Origin of the sequence: Nocardia sp. NPDC051833, from assembly GCF_040681225.1 — a bacterium.
Classification (GTDB): domain Bacteria; phylum Actinomycetota; class Actinomycetes; order Mycobacteriales; family Mycobacteriaceae; genus Nocardia.
In genome coordinates this window covers 602279-623689 of record NZ_JBFAYK010000003.1, presented here as the reverse complement: position 1 = coordinate 623689, position 21411 = coordinate 602279, and the positions used below count along the sequence as shown (strand labels likewise).

The following is a 21411-nucleotide window of genomic DNA, read 5'->3' as shown; positions in this document are numbered from 1 at the left end:
GCGGTTCGGCCGACAGCATCCGCGCCGAGGACCACCGAGCCCGACGGCGGTCCACCTGCGGTTCCTCTCGATCGGATCTCCCCGATATCTCCCCAGGTCACAGCCTCGAGATGCCCGCGTCACAGTGTCGGTGATCCGCGGCGTCGATAGGCTGGGTCGCATGAGCGCACTCTCGGGCACGTTGGTGACGGTCGCCGAGGACCTGGACACGGTGACGACGGTCGGCCACGAGGACGACCCCGTCGAGGCCGGTACATCGGCCGAGGCCGTCGCTCGGCTGTGGGACTCCGTGCGCGACTGGTACGCGATGGGTACCTCGCCGGCGATCCAGGTGTGCCTGCGGCGCAACGGCAAGGTCGTGCTGAACCGGACCATCGGCCACGGGTGGGGTAATGCACCCAGGGATTCGCCCGATGCCGAGAAGATCCTGGCGACCCCGGACACCCCGTTCTGCGGCTTCTCGACCGCGAAGGGCGTGGCCGCGACGGTGATGTCCATGCTCGTCGAGCAGGGTGCCTTCGCACTGGACGACCGTGTGTGCGAATACATTCCGGAGTTCTCCTCGCATCGCAAGGACCGGATCACCATCGGCGACGTACTGTCGCATTCGGCGGGCGTCCCGTTCATCACCCCGCCGTACAAGGGCAGCGAGGTCGTTCCCGACGAGGATCTGGCCGTCGCGGCGCTCGCCGATCTCGTGCCGAGCTGGCCGCCCGGCCGGTTCCGTGTCTATCACGCCCTGACCAGCGGGCTGATCCAGCGCCTGCTCGTGCAGCGGGCGACCGGCAAGCGGATGCGCGAGCACCTCGCCGAGCAGGTACTGGTGCCGTTCGGATTCCGCTGGAACAACTTCGGCGTCGACCCGGCCGATCTCGACCGGGTCGTGCCGAGCGTGAAGACCGGGCCGCCGCCGTCGCGGCTGTCGCTGTTCCTGGCGCGCAAGGCGCTCGGCGGGCGGATGGACAAGGCGTCCAAGGCCGACAACGACGCGTTCCTCACCGCCGAACTACCGTCCGGCAACCTGGTGACCACCGCTGCCGAGCTGTCGCGCTTCTACGAAATCCTCACCCACGGTGGTGAACTCGACGGCATCCGGATCATCGAACCCACCACGCTGTTCGATGCGATCCGGCCCGCCGACCGGATGCCCGGCGCGGCGGGACGGGTCAGCCGCGCGGGATTCGAACTGGGCGGGCGACGTTCGAAATTCGGCCGCGACACCCGATTCCACTTCGGCCGCAGCGGGCTGACGACGCAATACGGGTGGGCCGATCCCGAGCGCGGACTCGCGGGCGCGATCCTCACCAGCGGCAAGGCCGGGACCGACACGAATCGCCCCTGGCAGCTGGTGTCCCAGGTGTCCGAGACCCTGCCGCGGCTGGACCGCGCACCCGCGTGGCTGAGCCTCAGGTGAGCGCGGCGATGATCGTGCGCGCGACCCAGTCCGCGTAGCGGTCCACCGACCAGCCCCTGGCGAGGACCAGCCGCTCGTAGGTGTCGATGGCGAGGTAGTTCCACAGCACGTCGCGGACCTCGTCGAGCTCGATCCCGGGCCGCAGCTGCCCCGTGTCGAGCAGGTGCCCACCCAGCATGGTCATCCCGACCAGGCCCTCCTCGGCCAGCTTGTCCCACACCGGGGTGAGCGAATCGTCGACGTGGCGGCCGTCGCGGATCAGGAACTGGACCGTGGCCGACCGGGCCTGTCGCCGGGCCAGCCCGCGGACGAACATCGCGATCTTGCGGCGCACGTCCGGTTCGGCCAGCATCGCCTGCTGCTCGGGGCGCTGATAGACCGGGACGTCCTCGTCGTCGCCCGCGATGACCACGTCGAACACGGCCTTGGCCAGCGCCGCCTTCGTGCCGAACGCCTTGTACACACTCTCCGCCGAGACGCCCGCGCGCTCGGCGATCGCCGCGATGGTCGTCGGCCGGAACCCGTCGCGCTCGAACAGCTCCTGGGCCGCGGCCACCATCGCATGGCGCCGCGCCTTGGCTCGCGCGCGCCGCCCCGACGCGTCGTAGCGCCTCTTGACTTCGGTCATGAGGGGTCCAATACTTTTAGATACAGTCCGACTTTACCCAATTGGAGTTCTATCACAGACGGAGCGTCATCATGAACACCATCAGCCCACAGGTCGTGGCAGGCGACCTGACGTCCGTGGCGATCCGCGGCATCCATCTCATGGTGGACGGCAGCGTCGCCGACCTCGCCGAGGTCACCCATCCCGACGGCATCACCCGCGAACGCCGGGCCGCGCCGCCCTGGGCGCGCGGCACCGGCCCGGCCGGAATCCACGCGCTCGCCGAGTGGCTGCGCGAGGCGTTCACCGACATGTCCTACGACATCCACACCACGGCGGTCGAGGGCGATCTGGTGACCGTCTACGCGACGATGCACGGCCGCCAGATCGGCCCGCTGGTCTTCTACACCGAGTCCGGCGCCGTGGACAACGCCTTCCCGCCGACCGGCAAGACCTTCGCGATGACCGAATCGCACTGGTTCCGCATGCGCGACGGCAAGATCTTCGAGCACTGGGCCAACCGCGACGACCTGGGCATGGCCCGCCAGCTCGGCTGGCTGCCGCCCTCGCCGGTGTATCTGCTGCGGTCGGTGCAACTCAAGCGCCGCGCGGTCCGCGAAGTCCGCGCGGGCCGCTGATCATCCGGCGGTCGGAGCGCCACTCACCCGGCGGTCACCACCGTTGCGTTCCTGCCAGCGGCGGTACACCTCGACGGCATCAGCACGCGGTTCGTGCCGCAGGGGCAGCCGACGCTGATCCCACGGGGTCGCGAATTCGTCGTAGAAGGTGTTGAACTCGAAGTACTTCCGGTCGTCGACGTAGTGCGGTGCGTAGGCGTCGCGCGTGGTGAGGAAGACGACCTCGTCGGGTGAGCAGTAGTACAGCGCGCCCAGGCACATCGGGCACGGCAGCGCGAGAATGTAGATCGTCGTCCCGACCAGATGCTCGGTGCCCAGCGTCGTACAGGCCGCCCGGATGGCGAGGATCTCGGCGTGCGCAGTGGGGTCGCTGGTCTGGGCGACCAGATTCGGACTCTCGGCCAGAATCTCGCCGTCGCGCACGATCACTGTCGCGAACGGGCGCCCGCCCGCCTCCACATTGCGGCGGGCCAGGTCGATGGTGTGCTGTGCGAAATCCATGACGACCTCAGAACGGCTTGGTGGGCAGGTACTTGCCGTCGAGGGTGATCACGGCGCGCTCGCCGCCCTCGGGGTCGGCGACCTTGCGCACGTCGAGCGTGAAGTTGATCGCGCTGATGATGCCGTCGCCGAACTGTTCGTGCACGAGCGCTTTCAGCGTGGTGCCGTAGACCTGCAGCATCTCGTAGAAGCGGTAGATCGTCGGATCGGTCGGGATGCCGCCGGGGATCGAGCCGCGGGTGGGGATGGCCTGCAGCAGGACCGCCGCGTCGGCGTCGAGGCCGAGCAGCTCGGCGACGGCCACCGCGGACGCCTCGGGCAGGGCGTGCTGACCGAGCACGGCGGCGGTGACGAACGCGACCGACAGACCGGCGGCGTCCGCGATCTCCTGCCAACTCAGGTCTTTCGCCGTCTTCGCGGCGACCGCGGTGACGGCCAGGGATTGGCGGGCGGTGGGATCGAACTGTGCGTGGATCATGGGATGGTTCCTTTCCTGGAGGGGTTCAGGCGGCGGGAGTGTGCTCGGTGCCGTCGACGACCGTCACCGTGCCGGAGCCGATGTCGAACACCCAGCCCTCGGCGATGAGCGCACCCGTGCCGAGCGCGCGGGACACGGACGGGTGGGTGGCCAGGTTCGACAGCTGCGCAACAACATTGGCGCGCACGAGCCTCGGCAGATCGACCGCGCCGGCCGGTCCGAGCCGGGCCGCCGCGGCATCGGTGTACCGCAGCCACTGGGCGATGGTCGGCATCGCGCTCAGATCGTGGCGCTCGGCGACCGCGGTCATCGCGCCGCAGCCGGAATGGCCACAGACGACGACCCGCGACACCCCGAGCACCGCGACCGCGTATTCGATACTGGCGGCGATCCCGTCGCCGCCCGGCGCGTAGGCGGGCACGAGGTTGCCCGCGGTGCGGATCACGAAGAGCTCGCCGGGCTCACTGCTGGTGATCAGCTCCGGCACGACGCGCGCGTCGGAGCAGCCGATGAACAGCGTGTGGGGCGTGTGGGTGGTCGCCAGATCGGCGAAAAGCGCTGCCTTGCCAGGGAAGACGTCGTGCTGGAAGTGCGTGACGCCGTCCGCGAGGTCGGTCATGGATCGCTCCCTTCGGTGGGTGCCGGCTCGGTGTTGCTGATCGAGATCCAGCCTGCCCGTCGGGAGCTATAGCGTCCAATATGCAGTTCTTACAGTTCCTATTGTTGGCATCTATGAATCGGCGGCGGTGTCCCGGGCGATCGCGGCGAAGGCACGGGCAGCGGCCGAGTGATAGGCGGTGCCGCGGCGCAGCAGTTCCACCGTCCGGCTCGGCAGCGCGGGTTCGAGCGGGACCGGGCGCAAGTCCGGGTGGGCGCGGGCGATGGCGTCGGGCAGGACGGTGCCGAGCGTGCCGCGCCGGGTGAATTCGACCAGCGCGCTGATCGAGTTCGCCTCGATCGCGATGCGCGGCGCCACCTCGTGGCCGGCGAGGTAGGCGTCGATGTGGGTGCGGGTCGCGAAATCGCGGCTGAGCAGCGCCAGGGGCACGGCGGCGAGATCCACGATCGGCAGCGGCCCGGCGTGCGCGGCGAGGGCATGGTCCGCTCCGACCACCACACTCAGGTCCTCGGTGAACAGGGCCGTGCTGTCGATGCCCGCGGCATGGGTGCCGCTGAAGGCGATACCGAGATCGATGGCGTCGGCGAGCAGGTCCTCCTCCAGCCGATCCTGGGTGGTCTCGGTGACCGCCACGGTGACATTCGGGTGCGCGCGATGGAACCGATCCATCAGCGGGCCGATGAGATAGGCGGTGATCGTGGGCGTCATCGCGACCCGCAGGTGTCCCCTGGTCAGATCCTGCACATCGTGGACCGCGCGCTCCCCGGCGGCGAGGTCGCGCAACGCGTTACGCGCGTGTTCGGCGTAGACCCGACCGGGGTCGGTTAGCCGCACGGTCCGGCCGGAGCGGTCGAGCAACTGCACGCCGAGCAGCCGCTCGAGCTGTTTGATCTGCTGGGACAGCGTCGGCTGGGAGATGTGCAGCGACTCGGCGGCCCGGGTGAAGTTCCCGTGGTCGGCGACGGCGAGCAGGTACCGGATATGACGCAGCTCCATGGCCATCATGATAGATAGCCACTATCGAACCACGGCTTGCCCCAGCATGTGGCCTATCGCGGATCATCCACCGGGTCGACAACAATCACCGTGCCGGTCGGCGCGTCGAGCAGCTCGACCGTGCGCGCGGCCGCAGCGTCGACGTGGATGCGGGGATGCTCCGGCGGTGTCGACTCGTAATACGTTCCCGGGCCGTAGAACTGGCCGTAGCGGATCACCACCCCGCCGGCGGCGAGCACCGCGGCCTCGTGCGCGGCGATCACCGCACCGCGTCCGGCGGGCGGCTGCCAGGCGATGCTCTGGGCGAGAAAGCGTTCCGCGCCTGCGGCGTCGGCCGCGGCCAGCAGATTGGCGGTGCCCTCGGTGCGGATGCGCGCGTTCGCCTCGCCGGAGGTCGCCAGCTCGGCGACATCGTCGGGGAGGTCGGTGAGCTGGTGCAGCACCAGGTCGGGCGCGAAGTCGGTGACCGCCGCGGCGAGGCCGGGCGCGTCGTAGACGTCGTGCACGATCGGGTGGGCTCCGGCGGCGCGGATCGCTGCCGCCTTGCCCGGGGAGCGCGTCAGGCCGGCTACCTCGTGGCCCGCGCCGATCAGCAACGGCAGCAATCGCGTTCCGATGACGCCCGTGGCGCCGGCGAGGAAGATACGCACGCCCCGACCTTAGCCGGGGCCGCGCGCCACGGGACCGGAGGTCAGGCTCCGATCACCGCGTTCATGATCGTGCCCGCACTGGTCGCCACGGCGCCGCCCGCCATGGCGCTGGCGATCATCTTCGGCGACTGCAGACCGCCGCCGCTCCACTTCTCCCAGGCGAACCGGCCACCGCCGTAGGTGATGGCGGTGACGCCGGACAGCAGGATCATCCAGGTGAAGTACCGGCCCAACTGCAAGATCTTCTCCGCCATCGGCGGGGCTTCCGGCGTGGGGTTGCCGACCTGCGCGAGAACAGCGCCGTCCAACACAGCCAGGATCATGCTCACGATCGTGCTCCTTCGTCGGATGTTCGTGGTGAAGCCGATGTCGAGAACTCGTGACGCGGTAGAACCCCAGATCCATTGAACATTCAACCTCAGGCCGCTTCGATGGCGTAGCCGACACTCCGCGACGACCATGACCGCCGTCACACCCGTCGGGCCGTGCCACTGTCGCGCCGGGCCCCTACTATCGAGAGCGCGGGGCTTGTCCGGAATCGGCGCGACGAGGCGCTGACCACCACCTTCATCGCCTGTCTACCGTACCGCGAGGAGGGCACATGGCTTTCCTGATTTCCTTGATCGTCGCGTTTCTTCTGGTGACCGCAGCAGTGGTAGTGGCTTCCTACGCCACCGTTTCCCTGACCTATTGGTTTGAATCACGACGGATCCGTCACGATCGGACGGACCCCCAACCCGCACGCTGAACACCGCCCCGCCGACTCGATGCCCCGGTGACCGCACTCGGTCCCGGGGCATCGCCGTCGCGTGGTCAGTACGGTTCCAGCCCCGCCTGGGTGGCGATCACGGCCGCCTGCACCCGCGACTGTACGCCGAGTTTGGTGAGCACCCGGGAGACGTGGGTCTTCACGGTGGCCTCGCCGATGTGCAGGCGGCTGCCGATCTGCTGATTCGACAGTCCGGCGCCGAGACCGGCGAGGACCTGCCGTTCGCGATCGGTGAGGGCGGACAGGTCGGGCGGCGGCGCCTGGGCAGCCGCCCGGGGCAGTGCGGCGATCACCGCGCGGGTCACCTTCGGGTCGAGCACCGCGTCACCGTCGGCCACGGCGAGGACCGCACGCACCAGTTCGTCGCCACCGACGGACTTGAGCAGGAACCCGCTCGCTCCCGCCGCGAGCGCCCCGAGGACGTAGTCGTCGATGGCGAAGGTGGTGAGCACCAGCACTTTCGCGGTCGTCTCGGCGACCACCGCCGCGGTGGCCTCCAGCCCGTCGACGCGCGGCATGCGCACGTCCATCAGCACCACGTCGGGATTCAGCGCGCGGGTCTGCCGCACGGCGGCGACCCCGTCGCCCGCTTCGCCGACGACCCGGATCTGCCCGGACGACTCGAGCAGCATGGTGATCCCCGCCCGGATCGTGGCGTGATCGTCGGCCACCACCACCGTGACCGTCATCGCTCCCCCAGCGGAATCCGCGCGCGCACGCGCCAGGTACCGTCCTCGGCACCCGCGGTGAGCGTGCCGTCGATCGATTCGGCGCGAAAGATCATGTTGCGCAATCCGTTTCCTTCCCCCTCGGGCCGCCCCGGCGGGATCGGGTTCGATGCCGTCATGACCAGCCTGCCGGCGTCGCGGCGCACGTCGATCACCAGCGGCGCGCCCGGTGCGTGCTTGGTCGCGTTCGCGATCGTCTCACCCAGGATGCGCGTGAGCACCGCTTCCACCGCGGTGGACAGCGGCAGATCGGACTGCCGGCGCAGGGTCACCGTGCCCCCGGCGGCCTCGGCGGCATCGATCAGGCCGTCCAGGGAGGACAGGCGGGCCGTGACGGCGGTGTCGTCGGGGGAGGTCAGCAGGTCGATGGTCGCGCGCATCTCGTCGAGCGCGGCCAGGCTGCCTGCCCGGATCGATTGCAGGACGGCGGTGTCGCCGGGGTTCTTCTGCGCCACCTCGGCCAGGATCGCGACCGCGGACAGGTGACCGGCCACCGTGTCGTGCAGGTCCCGGGCGACCCGCCTGCGCTCGTCGCCGAGTGCGGCCGAGCGCTCGGCGTCGCGGGCGGCGAGTTCGGCCCTGGCCGCGCTGCGCTCCACCCCGACCATGCGGCGCGAGGCCCGCACCGCGCGCGCGTAGCCCAGCGGTGACCAGGTGATCGCGACCCCGATCAGCGCGGTGTAGATCGCCACCCGGAGCCCGAGCACGGTCAGCGCCAGCAGCGCACCGCCCACGGTCACCGCGACCGCGAACCCGGCGACCACCGCGCCGAGCCGGTCCGAACCGGCGCTGACGGCCAGGTAGATGACGTCGGACAGGGCGATCCACAGCGGCAGCGACGGCCCGAGGACGAAGTCACCGGCCAGCAGGAGAACCATCAGCCCGAAGGCGAGCCCCGGCCGGTGCTGGGCGGTCAGCTGGATCGCGAAGGCCGCGCACAGCAGTGCCAGCTTCGCCACCGGGGGGTACAGATCGCGGTCGACGACCACCGGCCAGCCGCCGACGGCCCACAGCAGCAACCCGACCAGGAACACGCCGACGGCGGCCGCCGTCGCGCTGTCGTACACCGCCACGAGCCGGGACAGGAGCGTGGGGGACGGGGGCATGCCTCATTTCAGCACACCCGGACCGGGTCCCGGGTCCCCCGAAAGGGGGACCGCGGGCGCGCCGTCAGCGGGACGACGGCGCCCGGGTGCGCCCGGCACAGTGGGGAAATGGACGCAATGAACAACCCCGTACTGCTGACCATCGCCGCGTGCGAGGTCGGTTTCTGGGTGCTCGTGGTGGGCGGTCTGCTGCTGCGCTATGTCGTGCGGCTGCGCCGCGCGGGCCTGGTGACGCTGGCGCTGGTCCCGGTGCTGGACGTGGTCCTGGTGGTCGCGGTGGCCATCGATCTGCACCGGGGCGGCGAGGTGGGTTTCGCGCACCGGCTGGCCGGCATCTACCTCGGCTGCACGGTCATGTTCGGGCACCGGATGATCGAATGGCTCGACACGCGTTTCGCCTATCGCTTCGCGGGTGGACCGGCACCGGTGAAGGTGCCGAAGGACGGTCCGGAACGCGCCCGCAAGGAGTGGGCCGACTTCGCGCGCTGGCTCGGCGCCGCGGCCATCGCCGGCGCGCTCACCCTGGCGCTGAGCTACACGGTGGCCGATGCGCAGCAACGCGAACAGCTCATGGGTGTGTTCGGCTCGCTGGGGGTGATCACCGTGATCTGGCTGCTCACCGGGCCCGTGTGGGTCACCGGGTCGAAGCGGAGCTGACGCACACGAGCGATGCCCCGGCACCGATGCGGTACCGGGGCATCGTGGTGCGGGGCTCAGACCGCGGCGGGCGTCTGCTCGGTGAGCAGTGTCCCGATCCACGGCAGCACCGCCGCCCGCACGTCGACGGTGCGCGGGAGCAGACCGTTGTCGGCGAGCAGATCGGCGGCGCGCTGCTGTTCGTCGAGGAAGTCCTCGCTGACCGGGCGCACGCCGAACGGGCGGCCGCGCAGCGCGGCTTCCCAGGCGTCCAGGTCGGCGGGCAGGCCGCGCGCCTGCGCGTCGTCGACGAAGTACTGGGCCGCCGCGCGCGGGTTGGCGACGATCCAGGCGTCGGACTCCCGCAGCGCGGCCAGGACCGCCTCGACCGCGGCCCGGTTGTTCTCGGCGAGGTCGCGGCGGGTGAACCACAGCGACGGATGGCTGAACACCGCGGCGGTGTCGACCAGGGTGATCAGCTCCGTGGCGGCCTCGACCTCCCGCAGGCCGGGGTAGGTGCCGACCCAGGCGTCGAGCTCACCGGACAGCAGAGCGGCGCCGCCACCGCGTACGTCGACGTCGACCGGTTCGACATCGGCCCAGGTCAGTCCCACCTGATCGAGGGCGAACAGCAGCAGCGTCGTCTGCCACGACCCGTGCGCGATGCCGACCCGCTTGCCCCGCAGGTCGGCGGCGGAGGTGATGCCGCTCGCGGCCGTCGCCACCAGCCTGCCGTTCTCCACGCGCGGCCCGGAGATGCCGAGGTAGACGATGTCGCGCTGGTTGGCGAGCGCGGTCAGCGGCGGGGTGAAGCCGGTGCCGATGATGTCGTAGCCGCCCTCGGTGAACAGCCAGTCCGAATGTTCGCCCGGCAGAGCGGTCTTCGGGTCGACGCGCTCGGCCTGCGGCAGGGCGCGCAGGTCGACCCATTCGACGTCGGGGATCGCGCGCTCGAGAATGCCGCGATGGCGCAGGACGAACAGCGAGTTGTTGTGCGGGAAGTACCCGACGCGCAGGCTCATCGGGCATCGCCGATCAGGCCGAGGCGGCGGGCCTCGTCGGCCAGGCCGCTGCGGCTCCACTGCACCGCCAGGTTGGACGGATCGAATTCGACCGAGCCGCCGAGGGTTTCGGCGATGGCCTGGTACTGCGCGCCCTCCTCCAGCAGGACCACGAACTTGGCCAGTTCCAGCAGCCCGGCCCGGCCGAGCACATTGGCGCCACCGTTGGCCTCGAAGATCGCGACCAGGTGCGGGTCGGTCTCGAGCTTGCTCAGGATGAAATCGCCCGCGCCGATGGTGCGGTCGATGTGCGGCGGGATCTCCCGCGACAGGGTCAGGCGCTGCGAGGCGGCGTAGCGGATCGGCAGGGTGCGGTGGGTCTGCGCCCAGCCGCCCAGCCACGGGGTGTGGATGTGCACGACGGAGGTGATCTCCGGGTGCGTGCGGAACACCTTCGCGTAACCGGTGACGAAACCGGCGGAACCCGTGCCGGACAGCACTTCTCCGTCGAAGGTGGCGACGACGGGCTCGACCGTGCGCTCGGCCGCCCAGGGGCCCGGCGCGTTGAGCGCGACGGCGATCTCCTCGCCGGGCACCCGCTCGACGAAGTTGACGGTGCCGTTGCCGGTGACGGTGCCGGTCTCGCGGAACACCCGGAACGCGGTCTCGGCGTCGCGGGTCACCGCCGCGACGAAGGCCGTGACGGCCTCCGGCAGACGGGTTTCGGTGGTGGTCATCGAAGGACTCCTGGGGTTATCGGGCCGTCGCGAGGACGGTGTCGGTGGACGGGGTGGTGAGCCGGGAGCGGCCGAGCAGGGGCAGGACTTCCTCGCCGACGCGGTAGGCCTCCTCCAGGTGCGGATTGCCCGCGAGGATGAAGGCGTCGACGCCGAGGTCGACGAGTTCGTCGAGCCGCTGGGCGACCTGCTCGTAGCTGCCGACGAGGCCGAAGGCGGGTCCGCCGCGGATCAGGCTGAAGCCGCACCACACATTGGGCTGGACTTCCAGATCGCGGTAGCCGGTGATGGTTTCGGGCACCCAGCCGGCGATCCTGGCCGCGCCGACCGAGTCGCCCTGGGCGGCCCGGTTGGCGGCGTCGCGGTCGACGAAGGCCCAGCCCTTCTCGATCTCGGCCCAGGCCGCTTCCTCGGTGTGCCGGGCGACGATGTCGATGCGGACCGCGAACTTTGGTGTGCGACCGAGGGTTTCGGCGTTGCGCCGGACCCCGTCGAACTTGGCGCGCAGGTCGGCGAACGGCTCGAGCCAGGACAGGTAGTAGTCGGCATGGCGGCCCGCGGCGGCCACCGCGGCGCCGGAGGACCCCGAGAAGTACACCTCGGGGAACGGCTGACCGGCCAGGCCGGGCGGTAGCGCGGCGCCCTCGGCGCGGAAGAAGCGGCCGTCGTGGTCGAACGGTTCGCCGTCCCACACCCCGCGCAGGACGTCGAGGAATTCACTCGTGCGGGCGTAGCGGTCGTCGTGGGCGACCTTGTCGCCCCACCACAATTGGGCCGGTCCCCCGCCGCCGCTGATGATGTTGTAGACCAGCCTGCCGCCGGTGGCGCGCTGCAGGCTCGCCGACATCCTGGCGGCCTGCACCGGGTGCAGGAAACCGGGCTGGAAGGCAACCATGAAGCGGTAGGTGGTGGTCTCGGCGGCCAGCGCGGCGGCCACCGCCCACGGATCGTCGGTCACCGGGAACGACGGGAGCAGCCCGCCGAGGAAGCCCGCCGATTCGGAGGCCTTGGCCACGGCGGCGACGTGGTCGAGGTAGCTGTACTCGTCCAGCGCGCCGCCGCGGATGGCGGGGGCGAGATTACCGGGACCGTAGCCGCCCGCGTTGCCGCGGTTGTAGCGGCGCGGGGTGCGCAGGGAGGCGTGGTCGCCTTCCATCCCGATGCGCCAGTAGACGTCGATGGTCATGCGGTGAGCTCCTGCGCGGTGGTGAGGGTGCGGCCTGCCGGATCGGCGAGGAACAGCAGGTGTTCGCCCGCCCGGTGGATCTCCTCGATCTGCGGATGCCCCGACAGCACGAAGGTCTGCACGCCGGCGATCTCGTACACCGAGAGCTGGCGGGCCACCTGCTCGTAGCTGCCGACCAGGCCGATCCGCCGGTCGTAGCCGAGCGCGTCGAAGCCGGCCCAGCGGCCGTCGCCGAGGGCGTGCTCGGCCGCGGAATCGGTGCGGCCCAGTTCGTCCCACTGGCGGTGCACGCGCGCCCAGGCCTCGTCCTCGGTCTCCCTGGCGATGATCGGCAGGTCGAGTGCGATCCGGACCCGGCGGCCCGCCGCGGCGGCGCGCTCGCCCAGTTCGGCGGCGACCCGGGAGATCCCGTCGGGTTCCTCGCCGAGGACATGGACGTCGCCGTGCGCGGCCGACAGTTCCAGCGCCGCCGCCGAGGTGCCGCTCAGGTGGACCGTCGGGAACGGCAGGCCGGACAGGATGCCGCGGAAACCGCCGTCGACCACGTCGTAGTACTGGCCCGCGTATTCGAACCCGGTACCCGCGAATCCGGCCGCGCCGACCTCGGTTTCGTTCCAGACGCCGCGCGCGACGGTGAGGAATTCGGCGGCGCGCCGGTAGCGGTCGTCGCCGCCGATGTGGTCACCACGCGACTGGGCCTCCGCCTGGTCGGTATCGACCGCGAGCTGCCAGTTCAACCGGCCCCGCGCATGCCGCTGCAGGGTGGCCGAGATCTTGGCGGCGTACACCGGCGTGCCGAAGGCGGGCTGGAATTCGACGGTGACCCGCGCGTACCGGGTGGCGCGCAGGGCCGCGCCCGCGACGATCCAGGATTCCTCGCCGAGCGGATCATAGGGCGCGAGTACACCGTCGAAGCCGTTCAGCTCCGCGGCGTCGACGATCTGGGCGAGATCGTCGAACGGGCCGAACCGGCCGGGACGCACATCGGTGGCCTCGGTGCGCGGCGCCCGCGGTCCGAATCCGCCGCGGCCGCGCAGGGCGGGTGCGGCGCGGCGACCGTCGCCGCGGCTGGGCAGCTTCCACACGAACTCGGTCATGCGGGCACCCGCTCGGCGGCGACGAGCTCCTGCGCCCGCGCCAACGGCTCGGCGGCGACCCAGGATTCGAGGTCGAAGTCCGCGGCCAGGAAACCGTGGGTGTAGAGGAACTGCTTCTGCACGCCGAGCAGCTCGACGCGTTCCTCGCTCAGCGACGGGTGCAGTCCGCGATGGAACTCGTCACCGTAGGCGGCGACGACACCCTCCGGGCCGGACAGTGTTTCGCGCTGCAGCACCGCGCGCACACCGTCGAGGTCACCGGCCGCCCAGTCGGCGGCGCGCAGGCTCTGCGCGAGGAAGCCGACGACGACCTCGGGCCGGGCGTCGAGCAGATCCGCGTGCACCGTGATCGGGCGCGGGGTGCCGTTGTTGACGCGCAGGTGCTTGGTGGCCGAGGCGTCCAGGTCGACCGCGACGCGCAGCCCGTGCTCTCGAGCGACCTCCTGCGCGCGAGCGCCCTTGACATAGATGGCGTCGACCTTGCCTGCCAGCAGCTCCTCGACACCCCAGGTGGTCGAACGGCGGGCCGACTGGATCGCGGTGCGCACCTGCGGATCCCGCTCGACGTCGAGTTCGGTGACCCGCACGTCGGCCAGGGTCAGCCCGGCCGGGCGCAGCGCGTTGGCGAACCCGTGCAGCGCCATCGCCCGCGGGAAGCTGCGGGCCTGGTCCTGCGCCCACGCGGGCACACCGACCCGCAGCCCGGCCAGTCCCGCCGCGTCGGTGACCGGCGACTCCGGGCCGACGAGGATCGCCTGGGACTCGTCGATCCAGGTCAGGCCGATCAGCCGGGTCGGCGAGCCCTGGGCACGAGCGGCCAGCGCGGGCACGTTGCCGCCCTCACGGATCAGGCCGGACAGGTCGTGCAGGAAGTGGTGGCCGGCGAGTTCGGGGCCCGCGTCCTGCAGGACACCGAAGTCGAGGCCTGCGCTCGCTGCGGTCTCGCCGAGCCAGCCCAAGCTGTGCGCGAGACCGCTCGCGGTCGGCACGGGGCAGCGGGTGTACCACAGGGTTTCGGTCATGACAGGCTCCTGGTGTGTGGTCCGACGCCGAGATGGGCGAGGAATTGCGTTCGGTAACCGAGGGTTTCGGGCGCCGCGTGGTCACGCGGCTGGGGCAGGTCGATGACCTCGTCGACGGCGAAGCGGCCGTGGTCGAGGATGAGCACCCGGTCGGCGAGCCGGATCGCCTCGTCGACATCGTGGGTGACCATGAGGACCGCGGGCCGGTGCCGGGCGACGAGATCGCCGACCAGGTCCTGCATCTGGAGCCGGGTGAGCGCGTCCAGTGCCGCGAACGGCTCGTCGAGCAGCAGCAGTTCCGGCTCCCGGACCAGTGCCCTGGCCAGGGCGGCCCGCTGGGCTTCGCCACCGGACAGGGTGGCGGGCCACTGTCCGGCCTTGCCGTCGAGGTTGACTTCGCTCAGGGCCCGCAGCCCGGCGTCGCGCTGGGCCTTGCCGCGGCGCAACCCGACGAGCACATTGGCCAGCACCCGCTTCGACGGGATCAGCCGGGGTTCCTGATAGACCGTGGTGCGCCGGGGCGGGACCAGCACCTCGCCGGCATCGGGCACTTCCAGGCCGGTGAGCAGGCGCAGCAGTGTGGTCTTGCCGGTGCCGCTCGGGCCGAGCAGCACGACGAACTCGCCGCGCCGGATGGTCAGGTCGACGCCGTCGAGCACCGTCTTGTCGCCGAAGGCCTTGCGCAGTCCGGTGATCGAGACCGCCACCGGTGCCTGCGGTTCGACTGTCGTCTCGACGGGCGCGGCCGCTGTCGTGGTCATCGGATCGCCACCTGCTTCCGCCAGGGCATCGCGTAGCGTTCCGCGAGCCGTACGAGCGCGTCGAACACCAGGCCGAGCAGGGCGTAGAGCACGACGCACAGCACCATGTAGTCGGTGCGGTTGTATTCCTGGGCCAGCGTCACCAGATAGCCGACGCCCTGCTGGGTGCCGACCTGTTCGGCGGCGATGAGGCCGGTGATGCTGATCGACAGGCAGATCCGCAGCGCCATCAGGATGCCGGGCAGCGCGGCGGGCACGATCACCTCGGCGATCAGCCGGGTGCCGGTGAGCCCGAAACTGCGGGCGGCCTCGACCATCTTGCGGTCGACATTGCGCACCCCGAGATAGGTGTAGGCGTACATCGGCGCCGTGGTCGCCACCGCGATGAGCAGCACCTTGTACAGCTCGTCGATGCCGAACCAGGAGATGAACAGCGGCACCAGCGCGAGGAACGGCACCGCCCGCACGATCTGCATGGTCGAGTCGACGAGTTCCTCGCCGAGGCTGGACAGCCCCGACAGCAGCCCGAGCACCAGGCCCACCGAGACGCCGATGGCGACGCCGGCGGCGGCCCGGCCGAAGGAGGCCAGTGCGAAGTCGACCAGCTGGCCGCTGTCGAGCAGTTCCAGAAACGCCGCCCAGACCGCGCCGGGGCTCGCGATCACCCGGGGTGAGATCGCGCCGCTCGCCGAGCCACCCCACCAGGCCGCCACGATGGCCGCGGGCAGCGCGGCGCGCAGGCCGAGGGACAGCCAGCGGGGGCGCTGTCCGGTGACCCGGGCCCGCGGCGGCGCCAGTTCGAGGGTGGTCATGTCACTTTTCCTTCAGTGCGGCCAGCTGCTCCGGGCTGAGCTTGGAGCGCAGGTCGTAGAAGATGTCGGCGGCGGCGATGCGGCGGCTGATCACACCGTTGTCGGCGAAGGTGTTCACCACGTCGGCCAGGTCGGTGGCGTCGGATTCGGCGGGCAGGCGCGGCACGGTGACCTCACCGCCGACCCGGATGGCGTCGGCGAGGCGATCGCCGGTCAGCGCGCGCGGACCGGTCTTCTCGAAGACGTTCTCGAAGTCGGCGGGCGCGGCCTTCTGTTTCGCGGTGAGTCCCTGCAGGACTTCGAGGTACTTGGCGGCGACGTCGGGCCGCTGGTCGAGGACCTCGGTACGGAACACAACGACGGTGTTGTCGTGCGAGCCGATCGCCTTCTCGGTGACGATCTCGCGCGCGCCCGCGGCCTTGGCCTCCTGGTAGGGCACCAGGAACGAGGCCCAGGCGTCGACCTTGCCGGTGGCGAAGGCCGAGGCGGCGTCCTTCTGCTGCAGCGGGACCCTGGTCACCTTGTCGGCCGGGATTCCCGCCTGGGCGAGGGCTTTCAGGGTGATGTACTCGCCCTTGCCCGCGGGATTCACCGCGATCCGCTTGCCCACCAGTCCGGCCACGGAGGTCACCCCGGACTCGGGCGTGACGACGATGCCGCTCTGATCCTGACCGGCGGGGTCGGCCACGGCGACGATCTTCACGCCGACGTCCTTGGACAGCGCGCCGACGACGGGGCTGAATGCGGCACCGGAGACGTCGAGTTCCTCGGTGTTGAACAGTTTCAGCATGGAGCTGAAACCCGGTGTGGTGGTGACCCATTGGATCTTCGCGCCGAGCGGAGCCAGCGCCGCGTCGAAGGTGCCGTCGCGCTTGCCGACCGCGAGCGGTCCGGTGTTGCCCGGATCGGTGACCTTGAGAACGAACGAGGGCTGCGCGCCCGGTTCGGGCGTGGAACCGGAGCCACACGCCGCGACGAGGGCGACGACGGGGACGATCGCGAGCGCGATCCTCGAGAAGGCCGGCAGCCTGCGGGACATCGGGGCTCCTGTGTTCGGGGAAGGGCGGGTGGTGCTTTCGCAGCGTAGGAGCGGACACGGCACCGAACGAGGTATGTCTTTCCAGGGATCGGAAAGCTTGACAGCCGCCGATCCCGCAATCTATGGCCGCTTTCCGCGACAAACCCGCATGCACTTTCCGAATAACGGAAAGCGGACACGGTTCGCGCGCGTCACGCTGTGTTACCGTCGGCTCCGTGGAGACCTCCAGCGTGCAGACCGTGACCCGGGCCCTGTCGGTACTCGATTGCTTCCGCGGGGGCGAGGAACGGGGCGTCTCCGAGGTCGCGCGCGCCCAGGGCCTGGCGGTGAGCACCACCCACCGGCTGCTCGGCGCCCTGGTGCAGGCCGGATTCCTGGAGAAGGACGCCGAATCCAGCCGCTACCGGATGGGCGGCGCGCTGGCCGAGTACGGGCAGATCGCCTACCGCCAGCACAAGATCTATCTCGCCGAGCCGTATCTCGAGCAGCTGGCGGCGACCACCGGCGCCACCGGTTCGGTCGCCACCCGCCACGGCATCCACGCCGTCCTGCTCGGCACCAGCCGCTGGCGCGAGAGCGACGGGCACGAATTGCAGGGCGTACGCCTGCCGCTGCACGCGAGCGCCCTCGGCAAGGCGCTGCTGGCCTGGTCCGAGGTCGATGACGACGAATTGCGTTCCCTCCCTTACGAAGAGGGCACCGAGCGATCCGTGTCGAACGCCGCGGAGATGCGTGCGGAACTGGTCGCGACCCGGGCACGGGGATACGCGTTCAACGATCGAGAGCTCGATCCGGGATTCCGCACCATCGGTCTGCCCATCCTCGACCCGCAGGGCCGGTGCCGCTTCGCGCTCGGCCTGCGCGGCCCGGTCACGCTGATGATCGACGAGCGGGTGCCGTTCTTCGTCGAACTCGCCAAGGTCACCGCGGCCGATATCGCCGCCACCTTCGCCGCCGCGGACTGACCCCACTCCCCCGTACCCGTTCGGGTCCGCCCGAATTCCTGGGACGATACTTTGTATTTGTTTAGTTGAGCTCATGAAGGGAGCCCTGGTGGCGACCGATACCGCACGTCCCGCGGTGGGGCTGCGCTCCGACCGCGGCGCGATCCTGGCCTCGCTGATGATGTCGACGAGCCTGGTCGCGCTGGATTCGACGATCATCGCCACCGGCGTGCTGACCATCACCGCCGATCTGGGTGGCTTCGCGCTGTTCCCCTGGTTGTTCTCGATCTATCTGCTCACCCAGGCCGTGACGGTGCCGATCTACGGCAAGATCGCCGATACCGTCGGGCGCAAGCCGGTGATCCTGTTCGGGATCGTGGTGTTCGCGCTGGGCTCGCTGCTGTGCGGGCTCGCGACGAGCATGGTGGCGCTGATCGTGTTCCGGGCGATCCAGGGCATCGGCGCGGGCGCGATCCAGCCGATGACGATGGTCATCGCGTCCGATCTGTACACGCTGCCCGAGCGAGCCAAGGTGCAGGGCTATCTGGCCGGGGTGTGGGCCGGATCGGCGGTGCTCGGTCCGCTGGTCGGTGGCGCCTTCGCCGATTTCGCCAGCTGGCGCTGGATCTTCCTGGTGAACCTGCCGCTGGCGGCGCTGGCCGGGGTGATGCTGCTGCGCAACTTCACCGAGACGGCCCCGCGCCGGGCGCGCGGGCAGGTCGACTACCTCGGCGCGGCCCTGCTCACCCTCGGTGCGGGCGCGCTGATCCTCGCGCTGCTCGAGGGCGGTCAAGCGTGGGCGTGGAACTCTCCCACGAGCCTGGCCCTGTTCGTCGGCAGCGCCGTGGTGCTGGTCGTCTTCGGGTTCGCCGAGCACCGCACCGCGAATCCGATTCTGCCGCTGTGGATCTTCACCCGCCGGGTGGTGGTCGCGGCGAGCGCGGTCTCGATGCTGATCGGCGCGATCGTGCTCGGGCTCACCTCGTACGTGCCGACCTTCGCCCAGGGCGTGCTCGGCACCACCGCCACCCTGGCCGGACTCACCGTCGGCGCCTTGACGATCGGCTGGCCGATCACCGCGTCCCAGGCGGGCCGGTTCTACCTGCGCCTCGGCTTCCGGACGACGGCGCTGATCGGCAGCGCGATCGCCGTCGTCGGCTGCGTGGCGCTGTTGCCGATCGGCGATCAGGCCAGTCCGTGGCAGCTGGCGTGCGCCTGTTTCCTCATCGGCGCGGGCATGGGCCTGGTGGCCAATCCGACCCTGATCGCCGCCCAGACCGACGCGGCCTGGTCCGAACGCGGCGTCGTCACCTCGGCGACCATGTTCGCCCGCTCGATCGGCAGCGCGGTCGGCGTCGCCGTGTTCGGCGCGATCGTGAACGCGCAGGTGAGCGCGGTCGACCGCCCGGATCCCGGTGAACTCGCCGACGCGATCCACCTGGTGTTCGTCACGCTGCTGGCCATGTCGATCGTGCTGTTCGCCGCCGCGGCCACCATGCCCGGCGCACGCCCCGCGCCCGCTTCCACCACCCCGATCGACTGATTTCGCTACACCGCAGGGGCACTCGGCCGTACCGCCCAACTCCTGCGGCCGAGACGGCAGGCACCGGCCCATCGCCGATCGCCTTCCCGGCGCGCACCGCCGCTCGTCCGGGATCGCGGCCGGTCGGGTTCGATCCCACTCCGCCACCGGCGGATCTGTGCTGCACCGCCTGAGGTGTCGGTAGGGTCGAGATCGTGTGGGGAATCGGGGATTCGGCGGATCCGGCGGCGCGGCGCGCGAACCGGGCGAATTCGTTCGGGGCACAGGCCGCGGTGTATGCCGAGCATCGGCCGGACTATCCGGCGGCCGCGATCCGGTGGGCGTTGGCGCCGATCGGCCGGACGGAGGTGACCGTGCTCGACCTCGGTGCGGGCACAGGCAAGCTGACCGACGGCGTGCTGGCGGTCGGAGCCGAGGCGATCGCCGTCGAACCCGATGCGGCGATGCTCGCCGAACTGGTGCGGCGGTATCCCTCGGTCACAGCGCTTTCCGGTGCGGCCGAAGCGATTCCGCTGCCCGACGCGTCGGTCGACGCGGTGGTCGCCGGGCAGGCGTTCCACTGGTTCGACCAGGAACGGGCGTTCCCGGAGATCGCCCGGGTCCTGCGACCCGGCGGGGTGTTCGCGGCGTTCTGGAACACCGACGACACCAGCGCCGAGTGGGTGGCCGGACTCCAGCGCGTCTCCCGCTCGGAGGTGTCGTTCACCCCCTCCGACGAGGAGGAGAAGCTGCCCGCGCACCCGTTGTTCGCGGCGTTCGAGAAAGCCGAGTTCCCACACAGCCAGCGCCGCACCGCGGAATCGCTGGTGACCACCATCGGCACCCATTCGCACACCGTGGTGATCCCGACGGAGCAGCGAACGGCTCTGCTCGACCGCATCCGGGCCTACCTGCGCGTGACCCCGGCGACCGCGGAGGGCGAGTTCGACTTCCCGTTGCGCACCGAGGTGATCCGGGCCGTGCCGCGCGAATCACCTCGGCACTGAGCGGTCAGCTCGCGCGTTCCGCCAGGCCACGCACCACATCGACGACCTCGCCCGGGGCGAACTCGACGACCCGCCGCACCCGCGAATTCGCCACGGGCGCGAGGTCGACGACGATCGGGGCACCCGCGCCCGCCTGCGCGATCGCGGTGATCCGGTCCTGCAGGAAGCCACCGTCGGGGACGCCGACGCGGATGACGTCGCCGACCGCGAGCGCCTCGGCCCGGACCGGGCCACCGGCGGCCGCCGCGGGGTCGAAGGTGCCGCAGCGGGTGTGCCCGGTGGTCGCGCCGAGCCCGCGTTCGGCGATGGTCCACCACACCGGCGCTTCCGGTTCGCCCGCGCCGACGCGCGTGTGCCAGGCCAGGACCCGGTCGCGTTCGGCCTCGGCGGCCGCGCGGGTCTCGTGCAGGGAGACCTGTCTGCGGATCGGGGCGTTGCGGGAGCGGGTGGTGCCCGCCGCGCCGTCGATCACCAGGATCCAGCGGGCGCCGACCGCGTCGTCGCGGCGGGCCGAGACCCGTTTGGCCAGGGCCAGTCCCGGTGTCGCGCCCAGCTGATCGGCCGCCTCCTCGATGCTCGCGACCAGTCCGAGCGCGCGCAGCAGTTCGGCGGCCGACAGCTCCGAGGTGCCCAGTTCCTGGGCCAGCGCCGTCATCGGCGTGCGCCGGCGCCAGCCGATCCGGGCACAGTGTTCGTGGCGGGTGAACCACAGTCCACTGCGGGTGCGGCGGTGCTGATCGACCACCACCGCCCACCAATCCCATTCCGGCTCGGCCACCAGCCGACCGCGAATCCAGCGTTCCCGCTCGGCGGTCGGCACCCGGTCCTCGGGTGGCACGAAGTTGCGCAGGGCCGCGCGCACCGCGGATTCGGTGCGCCCCACCGTCTTCGCGGTGCGCGCCAGGTCGGCCCCCGCGCGCAGATCGTCGGCCAGGACCCGGTATTCCGATTCCCGCCAGGTGGTCCCATGCCTGCTCGGTGGCTGCAGATCGCCCCGGTCGTCGTCACTCATCCCCGTGCCCCCGTTCTCGCACCGCCCGGCCACACTCGCCCCGGGCTCGTTTGTGTGACCCTTCGACGATACCGGTGGGGTATGACAGAAAACGCTTGTCTGCCAGCGGCTTTCCAGCAAACAGGGGGT

General features: G+C 70.8%; 25 protein-coding genes. 7 read left to right on the top strand and 18 right to left on the bottom strand.

Translation table 11 applies throughout. From position 1 onward, the window contains the following. Nucleotides 1–160: 160 nt before the first annotated feature. Entirely contained in the window at nt 161–1414 is a 1254-nt protein-coding gene (locus AB0L91_RS27500; RefSeq protein WP_365014966.1) for a serine hydrolase, read from the top strand. On the opposite strand, the gene AB0L91_RS27495 is transcribed toward AB0L91_RS27500, so the two are convergent. Next, entirely contained in the window at nt 1407–2042 is a 636-nt protein-coding gene (locus AB0L91_RS27495) for a helix-turn-helix domain-containing protein (RefSeq protein WP_365014963.1), read from the bottom strand. The two genes, AB0L91_RS27500 and AB0L91_RS27495, sit on opposite strands and share 8 nt — an antisense overlap. A 71-nt stretch (nt 2043–2113) precedes the next feature. Between AB0L91_RS27495 and AB0L91_RS27490 the strand changes: the two genes are divergently transcribed. Then, complete coding sequence (locus tag AB0L91_RS27490; protein ID WP_365014962.1) at nt 2114–2659, top strand: ester cyclase; 546 nt, start codon at nt 2114–2116, stop codon at nt 2657–2659. Here AB0L91_RS27490 and AB0L91_RS27485 read toward each other — a convergent pair whose 3' ends face one another. From AB0L91_RS27485 to AB0L91_RS27460, 6 genes are all read right to left on the bottom strand, one after another. Further along, nucleotides 2660–3160: a nucleoside deaminase gene (locus tag AB0L91_RS27485; protein WP_365014960.1), complete on the bottom strand. Its 501-nt coding sequence runs from the start codon at nt 3158–3160 to the stop codon at nt 2660–2662. It abuts the gene before it with no gap. A gap of 7 nt (nt 3161–3167) precedes the next feature. Then, on the bottom strand, nt 3168–3638 hold the full coding sequence (cynS, locus tag AB0L91_RS27480) for a cyanase (RefSeq protein ID WP_365014957.1): 471 nt from the start codon (nt 3636–3638) through the stop codon (nt 3168–3170). A 25-nt stretch (nt 3639–3663) separates the two neighbouring features. Beyond that, nucleotides 3664–4257, bottom strand: a complete 594-nt coding sequence (locus AB0L91_RS27475; protein ID WP_365014956.1) for a carbonic anhydrase — start codon at nt 4255–4257, stop codon at nt 3664–3666. Nucleotides 4258–4368: 111 nt separating this feature from the next. Continuing rightward, a complete protein-coding gene (gene cynR / locus AB0L91_RS27470; RefSeq protein WP_365014953.1) occupies nt 4369–5253 on the bottom strand; it encodes a transcriptional regulator CynR in 885 nt (294 codons plus the stop codon). 53 nt (nt 5254–5306) lie between these two features. Beyond that, nucleotides 5307–5903, bottom strand: coding sequence for an NAD-dependent epimerase/dehydratase family protein (locus tag AB0L91_RS27465; protein WP_365014948.1), 597 nt, complete (start codon nt 5901–5903; stop codon nt 5307–5309). A 41-nt stretch (nt 5904–5944) separates the two neighbouring features. Further along, complete coding sequence (locus AB0L91_RS27460) at nt 5945–6226, bottom strand: hypothetical protein (RefSeq protein WP_218717450.1); 282 nt, start codon at nt 6224–6226, stop codon at nt 5945–5947. Nucleotides 6227–6504: 278 nt separating this feature from the next. On the opposite strand from AB0L91_RS27460, the gene AB0L91_RS27455 reads away from it, so the two are divergent. Continuing rightward, a complete protein-coding gene (locus AB0L91_RS27455) occupies nt 6505–6651 on the top strand; it encodes a hypothetical protein (protein WP_365014945.1) in 147 nt (48 codons plus the stop codon). A 65-nt stretch (nt 6652–6716) separates the two neighbouring features. Here the strand turns inward: AB0L91_RS27455 and AB0L91_RS27450 are convergent, their stop codons facing one another. Both AB0L91_RS27450 and AB0L91_RS27445 read right to left on the bottom strand, forming a co-directional pair. Further along, nucleotides 6717–7361 (bottom strand): response regulator transcription factor, encoded by a 645-nt coding sequence (locus AB0L91_RS27450; protein WP_365014942.1) that lies wholly within the window; start codon nt 7359–7361, stop codon nt 6717–6719. Continuing rightward, on the bottom strand, nt 7358–8506 hold the full coding sequence (locus tag AB0L91_RS27445) for a histidine kinase (RefSeq protein ID WP_365014940.1): 1149 nt from the start codon (nt 8504–8506) through the stop codon (nt 7358–7360). The genes AB0L91_RS27450 and AB0L91_RS27445 overlap by 4 nt, the downstream gene beginning before the upstream one ends. 108 nt (nt 8507–8614) lie before the next feature. Between AB0L91_RS27445 and AB0L91_RS27440 the strand changes: the two genes are divergently transcribed. After that, nucleotides 8615–9163, top strand: a complete 549-nt coding sequence (locus AB0L91_RS27440) for a hypothetical protein (RefSeq protein ID WP_365014937.1) — start codon at nt 8615–8617, stop codon at nt 9161–9163. Between the two features lie 56 nt (nt 9164–9219). On the opposite strand, the gene AB0L91_RS27435 is transcribed toward AB0L91_RS27440, so the two are convergent. From AB0L91_RS27435 to AB0L91_RS27400, 8 genes are read right to left on the bottom strand one after another with little or no spacing between them, the layout of a single operon-like run. Next, on the bottom strand, nt 9220–10164 hold the full coding sequence (locus AB0L91_RS27435; RefSeq protein WP_365014935.1) for an ABC transporter substrate-binding protein: 945 nt from the start codon (nt 10162–10164) through the stop codon (nt 9220–9222). After that, nucleotides 10161–10880 (bottom strand): class II aldolase/adducin family protein, encoded by a 720-nt coding sequence (locus AB0L91_RS27430; RefSeq protein ID WP_365014933.1) that lies wholly within the window; start codon nt 10878–10880, stop codon nt 10161–10163. The genes AB0L91_RS27435 and AB0L91_RS27430 overlap by 4 nt, the downstream gene beginning before the upstream one ends. A 16-nt stretch (nt 10881–10896) precedes the next feature. Next, nucleotides 10897–12066, bottom strand: coding sequence for an LLM class flavin-dependent oxidoreductase (locus tag AB0L91_RS27425; protein ID WP_365014930.1), 1170 nt, complete (start codon nt 12064–12066; stop codon nt 10897–10899). Then, nucleotides 12063–13163 carry an LLM class flavin-dependent oxidoreductase gene (locus AB0L91_RS27420; RefSeq protein WP_365014927.1) on the bottom strand — a complete coding sequence of 367 codons (1101 nt, stop codon included), beginning with the start codon at nt 13161–13163 and terminating at the stop codon, nt 12063–12065. Before AB0L91_RS27420 ends, AB0L91_RS27425 begins: the two co-directional genes overlap by 4 nt. Then, complete coding sequence (locus AB0L91_RS27415; protein ID WP_365014924.1) at nt 13160–14185, bottom strand: ABC transporter substrate-binding protein; 1026 nt, start codon at nt 14183–14185, stop codon at nt 13160–13162. Before AB0L91_RS27415 ends, AB0L91_RS27420 begins: the two co-directional genes overlap by 4 nt. Next, nucleotides 14182–14946 (bottom strand): ATP-binding cassette domain-containing protein, encoded by a 765-nt coding sequence (locus AB0L91_RS27410; protein WP_357349825.1) that lies wholly within the window; start codon nt 14944–14946, stop codon nt 14182–14184. The genes AB0L91_RS27415 and AB0L91_RS27410 overlap by 4 nt, the downstream gene beginning before the upstream one ends. Next, complete coding sequence (locus AB0L91_RS27405; RefSeq protein WP_355282015.1) at nt 14943–15758, bottom strand: ABC transporter permease; 816 nt, start codon at nt 15756–15758, stop codon at nt 14943–14945. The genes AB0L91_RS27410 and AB0L91_RS27405 overlap by 4 nt, the downstream gene beginning before the upstream one ends. Nucleotide 15759: 1 nt before the next feature. Continuing rightward, nucleotides 15760–16797 carry an NrtA/SsuA/CpmA family ABC transporter substrate-binding protein gene (locus tag AB0L91_RS27400; RefSeq protein WP_365014920.1) on the bottom strand — a complete coding sequence of 346 codons (1038 nt, stop codon included), beginning with the start codon at nt 16795–16797 and terminating at the stop codon, nt 15760–15762. A gap of 215 nt (nt 16798–17012) precedes the next feature. On the opposite strand from AB0L91_RS27400, the gene AB0L91_RS27395 reads away from it, so the two are divergent. From AB0L91_RS27395 to AB0L91_RS27385, 3 genes are all read left to right on the top strand, one after another. Further along, entirely contained in the window at nt 17013–17762 is a 750-nt protein-coding gene (locus AB0L91_RS27395) for an IclR family transcriptional regulator (protein WP_355282009.1), read from the top strand. 88 nt (nt 17763–17850) lie between these two features. Further along, nucleotides 17851–19284 (top strand): MDR family MFS transporter, encoded by a 1434-nt coding sequence (locus tag AB0L91_RS27390; RefSeq protein WP_365015300.1) that lies wholly within the window; start codon nt 17851–17853, stop codon nt 19282–19284. 194 nt (nt 19285–19478) lie between these two features. Continuing rightward, nucleotides 19479–20270 (top strand): class I SAM-dependent methyltransferase, encoded by a 792-nt coding sequence (locus AB0L91_RS27385; protein ID WP_365014917.1) that lies wholly within the window; start codon nt 19479–19481, stop codon nt 20268–20270. Between the two features lie 4 nt (nt 20271–20274). On the opposite strand, the gene AB0L91_RS27380 is transcribed toward AB0L91_RS27385, so the two are convergent. Continuing rightward, entirely contained in the window at nt 20275–21282 is a 1008-nt protein-coding gene (locus AB0L91_RS27380) for a hypothetical protein (RefSeq protein ID WP_365014914.1), read from the bottom strand. Nucleotides 21283–21411 lie beyond the last annotated feature (129 nt).

Excerpts from the sequence above, each read along its gene's own strand:
- AB0L91_RS27455 (WP_365014945.1), top strand. The coding sequence starts at position 6,505 with ATGGCTTTCCTGATTTCCTTGATCGTCGCGTTTCTTCTGGTGACCGCA.
- AB0L91_RS27380 (WP_365014914.1), bottom strand. The coding sequence starts at position 21,282 with ATGAGTGACGACGACCGGGGCGATCTGCAGCCACCGAGCAGGCATGGG.
- AB0L91_RS27450 (WP_365014942.1), bottom strand. The coding sequence starts at position 7,361 with ATGACGGTCACGGTGGTGGTGGCCGACGATCACGCCACGATCCGGGCG.
- AB0L91_RS27495 (WP_365014963.1), bottom strand. The coding sequence starts at position 2,042 with ATGACCGAAGTCAAGAGGCGCTACGACGCGTCGGGGCGGCGCGCGCGA.
- AB0L91_RS27410 (WP_357349825.1), bottom strand. The coding sequence starts at position 14,946 with ATGACCACGACAGCGGCCGCGCCCGTCGAGACGACAGTCGAACCGCAG.
- AB0L91_RS27460 (WP_218717450.1), bottom strand. The coding sequence starts at position 6,226 with ATGATCCTGGCTGTGTTGGACGGCGCTGTTCTCGCGCAGGTCGGCAAC.
- AB0L91_RS27500 (WP_365014966.1), top strand. The coding sequence starts at position 161 with ATGAGCGCACTCTCGGGCACGTTGGTGACGGTCGCCGAGGACCTGGAC.
- AB0L91_RS27405 (WP_355282015.1), bottom strand. The coding sequence starts at position 15,758 with ATGACCACCCTCGAACTGGCGCCGCCGCGGGCCCGGGTCACCGGACAG.
- AB0L91_RS27475 (WP_365014956.1), bottom strand. The coding sequence starts at position 4,257 with ATGACCGACCTCGCGGACGGCGTCACGCACTTCCAGCACGACGTCTTC.
- AB0L91_RS27400 (WP_365014920.1), bottom strand. The coding sequence starts at position 16,797 with ATGTCCCGCAGGCTGCCGGCCTTCTCGAGGATCGCGCTCGCGATCGTC.
- cynR (WP_365014953.1), bottom strand. The coding sequence starts at position 5,253 with ATGGAGCTGCGTCATATCCGGTACCTGCTCGCCGTCGCCGACCACGGG.
- AB0L91_RS27440 (WP_365014937.1), top strand. The coding sequence starts at position 8,615 with ATGGACGCAATGAACAACCCCGTACTGCTGACCATCGCCGCGTGCGAG.
- AB0L91_RS27430 (WP_365014933.1), bottom strand. The coding sequence starts at position 10,880 with ATGACCACCACCGAAACCCGTCTGCCGGAGGCCGTCACGGCCTTCGTC.
- AB0L91_RS27435 (WP_365014935.1), bottom strand. The coding sequence starts at position 10,164 with ATGAGCCTGCGCGTCGGGTACTTCCCGCACAACAACTCGCTGTTCGTC.
- AB0L91_RS27415 (WP_365014924.1), bottom strand. The coding sequence starts at position 14,185 with ATGACCGAAACCCTGTGGTACACCCGCTGCCCCGTGCCGACCGCGAGC.
- AB0L91_RS27490 (WP_365014962.1), top strand. The coding sequence starts at position 2,114 with ATGAACACCATCAGCCCACAGGTCGTGGCAGGCGACCTGACGTCCGTG.
- AB0L91_RS27420 (WP_365014927.1), bottom strand. The coding sequence starts at position 13,163 with ATGACCGAGTTCGTGTGGAAGCTGCCCAGCCGCGGCGACGGTCGCCGC.
- AB0L91_RS27485 (WP_365014960.1), bottom strand. The coding sequence starts at position 3,160 with ATGGATTTCGCACAGCACACCATCGACCTGGCCCGCCGCAATGTGGAG.
- cynS (WP_365014957.1), bottom strand. The coding sequence starts at position 3,638 with ATGATCCACGCACAGTTCGATCCCACCGCCCGCCAATCCCTGGCCGTC.
- AB0L91_RS27425 (WP_365014930.1), bottom strand. The coding sequence starts at position 12,066 with ATGACCATCGACGTCTACTGGCGCATCGGGATGGAAGGCGACCACGCC.
- AB0L91_RS27445 (WP_365014940.1), bottom strand. The coding sequence starts at position 8,506 with ATGCCCCCGTCCCCCACGCTCCTGTCCCGGCTCGTGGCGGTGTACGAC.